Raw genomic sequence first — 3766 nt, 5'->3', positions numbered from 1 at the left:
GTCCCGGCGAGCCGGCCGCGGCCCGGCCGGGCCGGGCAGCCCGGCGCCGATCCGGCCAGGCGGCTCGGCGGCCGATGCCGCTACCGGTCCTGATCATCCTGCTGGTCCTGACGGTCGCCATCACCGCCTTCGTGACCAACAAGCTGTTCTCCAGCAAGGGTTCCGAATCGAACTCTGCGGCCACACCACCAGGTGTGGTGTACGCGAACGCATTCGGTGATGAAATCGTCAGCGGCAACGCCGGGTCGGCGCTCTCCGACGCGGGAGGGGCGACGGCAGGGGAGTATTCGTGACCGACGCGACGGAGATGTACACGCCCGACGCGGCGCCGCAGCTCATCGGCGGCCGCTACGAGCTGGGCGCGGGCATCGGCTACGGCGGGATGGCCGAGGTCTTCCGCGGCCGCGACATTCGACTCGGACGCGAGGTCGCGATCAAGACACTGCGATCGGATCTCGCCCGCGACCCCACCTTCCTCGCCCGGTTCCGGCGTGAGGCGCAGTCCTCGGCCGCCCTGAACCATCCGGCGATCGTCTCGGTGTACGACACCGGCGAGGACGTCATCAACGGGACCCACATCCCGTACATCGTCATGGAGTTCATCGAGGGCCGGACGCTGCGCGACGCGTTGCAGGCCGAGGGCCGGTTCACCGAGCGCCGCGCCATGGAGATCACCTCCGACGTCTGCGCCGCACTGGACTACAGCCACCGGATGGGGATCATCCACCGGGACATCAAGCCGGCGAACGTGATGCTGAGCCCGGACGGCTCGGTCAAGGTGATGGACTTCGGCATCGCCCGCGCCACCACCGCGACGTCCTCGACGATGACGGCGACGGCGGCCGTCATCGGCACCGCCCAGTACCTGTCCCCGGAGCAGGCCCGCGGCGCCCGCGTCGACGCCCGCAGCGACGTCTACACCACCGGGGTGCTGCTCTACGAGCTGCTCACCGGCTCCCCGCCGTTCCGCGGGGACAACCCGGTGGCGGTTGCCTACCAGCACGTCCGGGAGGATCCGGACCCGCCGTCCGCGCACGACCGCGACATCTCCCCCGAGGCCGACGCGATCGTGCTGAAGGCCATGGAGAAGGACCCGGACGACCGCTACCTCACCGCGGGTGAGATGCGCGACGATCTGGAACGGGCGTTGGCGGGACGTCGGGTGCAGGCCATGATGGGAGGTGGTGGCGCCAGCGGTGCCGCCACCACTCTCGGCCCCCCCGCCACCGCCGGTACCGCGCTGCTCGGCCGGGGCGACCGGGCGGGCTACCCGACCCGGGATCGCTACCCCGACGACCGGTTCGGCGACGAGGCGACCTCCTACCGCGACGATTCCTACGACGACGGCCGGTTCGGCACCGGTCCGTTCGACCGCTACGATCTCACCGGCGCCATCGACCGCCGGGCGGTGCCGGACGAGCAGCGGTCCCAGACGTTGAAGTACGTCCTCGCCGGTCTGAGCATCGTCGTCGTGTTCGTCGCGGTGGTCCTGCTCGCGACCACCTTCCTCGGCGGCGACGACAAGCAGTCGGCCAAGCCTTTCGCCGTCCCGAGCGGCCTGGTCGGCCAGAACGAGCAGCAGGCCAAGGCCCGGCTTCAGAGCGCCGGTTTCACCGGCCGGGTGGAGATCACCTCGGTCGATGCGCCGGACATGGCCGGCCGGGTCACCAAGGTCGACCCGGCCGAGGGCAAGCAGGTCGACGCAGGTGGGGTGATCACCCTGTCGATCGGCAAGGCCGCCGGCGACATCGCGATCCCGGCCGACCTCGTCGGCAGGTCGCAGGCCACCGCGGAGGCGGAGCTGCGCGCGCTCGGCCTGGTGCCGAACTCGGTGCCCTACGCGAACGCGACGAGCCACAAGATCGGCACGGTCGACAGCACCGATCCGCAGGTCGGCTCCGCCGTCAAGCCCGGCGGCACCGTCCTGCTGAACGTGGTCAGCTCCAACGTCAACGTGCCCGACGTGCGCAACCGCTCCTACGAGAACGCCGCCGCCGAACTCGGCCGCTACGGTCTGCAGGCGACCCAGAACTCGGTGGCGAACAACAACGTGGCCCCCGGGACGGTGGTCGACCAGCAGCCCTCCGGCGGAAACGTCCCCCGGGGGTCGACAGTCCAGCTCTCGGTCGCCGCCCAGATCCAGACCACCCCGCCGCCGAGTCCCACCCAGACCGCGCCGACCGATCAGCAGCCGACCGAGCAGCCGGACACCACCAGCCCGAGCCCCGCGCCCACCCAGCCCCAGCCGAACCCGACCCCGAGCCGCACCGGCCTGCTCGGGGCGGTCGGCACCAACCGCGGCGCCGGCCCCGGGGCTGGCACCGGCACGGGTGGCGGCGCAGGTGCCGGAGCGCCGCAGAACGGGACCGGGACCGGGTGAACCTGATGACCATGTGCCCGATAGACCGGATGACCGAAGGTGAGGAGGTGGCGCGCTGATGCGCATCCTGGTGGTCGACAACTACGACTCGTTCGTCTTCAACCTCGTCCAGTACCTCGGCCAGCTCGACACCGAGTGTGTGGTGCGCCGCAACGACGAGATCACGCCGGCGGAGCTCGGCGACCTCGGCGTCGACGGCGTGCTGCTGTCCCCGGGGCCGGGCACGCCCGAGGCGGCCGGTGTGAGCATCCCGATGGTGCGCGAGTGCGCCCGGCGCGGCACCCCCCTGCTCGGGGTGTGCCTGGGGCACCAGGCGATCGGCGTCGCGTTCGGGGCGACGGTCGACCGCGCGCCGGAGCTGCTACACGGCAAGACCTCCCAGGTCCACCACGACCGCGTCGGCGTCCTCGCGGACCTGCCGTCGCCGTTCATCGCGACCCGCTACCACTCGCTGGCCGTGGAGGAGAACACTCTGCCGGCCGAGATCGAGGTGACCGGCCGGACCGCCAGTGGCGTCGTGATGTCGCTGCGCCACCGCGAGCTGCCGCTCGAGGGCGTGCAGTTCCACCCCGAGTCGGTGTTGACCCAGGGCGGCCACCTGATCCTCGCTCGCTGGCTGGACCAGTGCGGCGACGGTGGCGCCGCACGCCGGCTGGCGCCCGAGCTGTCCGCCGAGGTGGAGACGCTGCGGGCGGCTGCCTTCGCCTGAGCCGGGCGGCAGGTCACCGGCGGCGCGTGTGGGTTCCGCGGAACATCACGACGGCGGCCGGCTCAGCTACCACGACTCCCGCCACGTCCTCCCCCACCGCTCGGTCCAGTGACCAGGACATCGAACGGGCTTAGTCCGCCCGGCCCGGCGGTTCGCCCGCATGGGCGAGGGTCAACGGTCCGTTGTAGGGGGGCATCCTGACGTCCGCGACCTCGTCGACGCGGTAGCCCAGTCGGTAGGCAGCGACGTACTGCTGGTAGATCGCGATCTGCGGGCTGCCGCGAAGCGCCGCGCGCAGGGCGGCGCCGCCACCGATCGCGGTGACCTGAAACGGCGGTGAGAAGACCTCGCCATGCAGCAGCAGCGTGTTGCCCACGCACCGGACGGCCGTCAGGGCGGTGACCCGCCGACCCATGATCGTCATCGCCTCGGCGCCGCCGGCCCACAGCGCGTTCACGACCGCCTGCACGTCCTGCTGATGCACGACCAGATCGTCCGGCCCCGGAGCGGGGATCCCCGGCGGATACGGGCCGAGGCGACTCTCCCGCGGCGCGTCGTCCAGCTCCACGGTCAACGCCGGCCCGTGCACCGCCGCCAGCCCGGCGGCCTCCGCCAGGCCCGCGACCGAGCCGGGCGCCGCCGAACCGTCCGCGACCGGCCCGCCCGCGGCTGAGCCG

At 72.2% G+C, this 3766-nt stretch carries 3 protein-coding genes and 1 pseudogene; 3 read left to right on the top strand and 1 reads right to left on the bottom strand.

What is annotated here, in order from left to right:
• The 3 genes and pseudogenes from ND748_RS27675 to ND748_RS27665 form a co-directional block, all read left to right on the top strand.
• A pseudogene (locus ND748_RS27675) lies at window positions 1–293 on the top strand (serine/threonine protein kinase); the annotation flags it as partial.
• Window positions 290–2380 carry a Stk1 family PASTA domain-containing Ser/Thr kinase gene (pknB, locus tag ND748_RS27670; protein ID WP_308205745.1) on the top strand — a complete coding sequence of 697 codons (2091 nt, stop codon included), beginning with the start codon at window positions 290–292 and terminating at the stop codon, window positions 2378–2380. The pseudogene ND748_RS27675 and the gene pknB, both read left to right, overlap by 4 nt.
• Window positions 2381–2438: 58 nt before the next feature.
• Window positions 2439–3089, top strand: coding sequence for an aminodeoxychorismate/anthranilate synthase component II (locus ND748_RS27665; RefSeq protein ID WP_251749142.1), 651 nt, complete (start codon window positions 2439–2441; stop codon window positions 3087–3089).
• A 130-nt stretch (window positions 3090–3219) separates the two neighbouring features.
• Here the strand turns inward: ND748_RS27665 and ND748_RS27660 are convergent.
• Window positions 3220–3766: DUF881 domain-containing protein (locus ND748_RS27660; RefSeq protein ID WP_251749141.1), on the bottom strand; the 547-nt coding region annotated here is incomplete at its 5' end.

The sequence above is a fragment of the Frankia sp. AiPs1 genome (assembly GCF_023716945.1).
GTDB lineage: Bacteria > Actinomycetota > Actinomycetes > Frankiales > Frankiaceae > Frankia.
The sequence above is the reverse complement of the archived record's forward strand: the minus strand, read 5'-3'. Positions and strand labels throughout refer to the sequence as shown.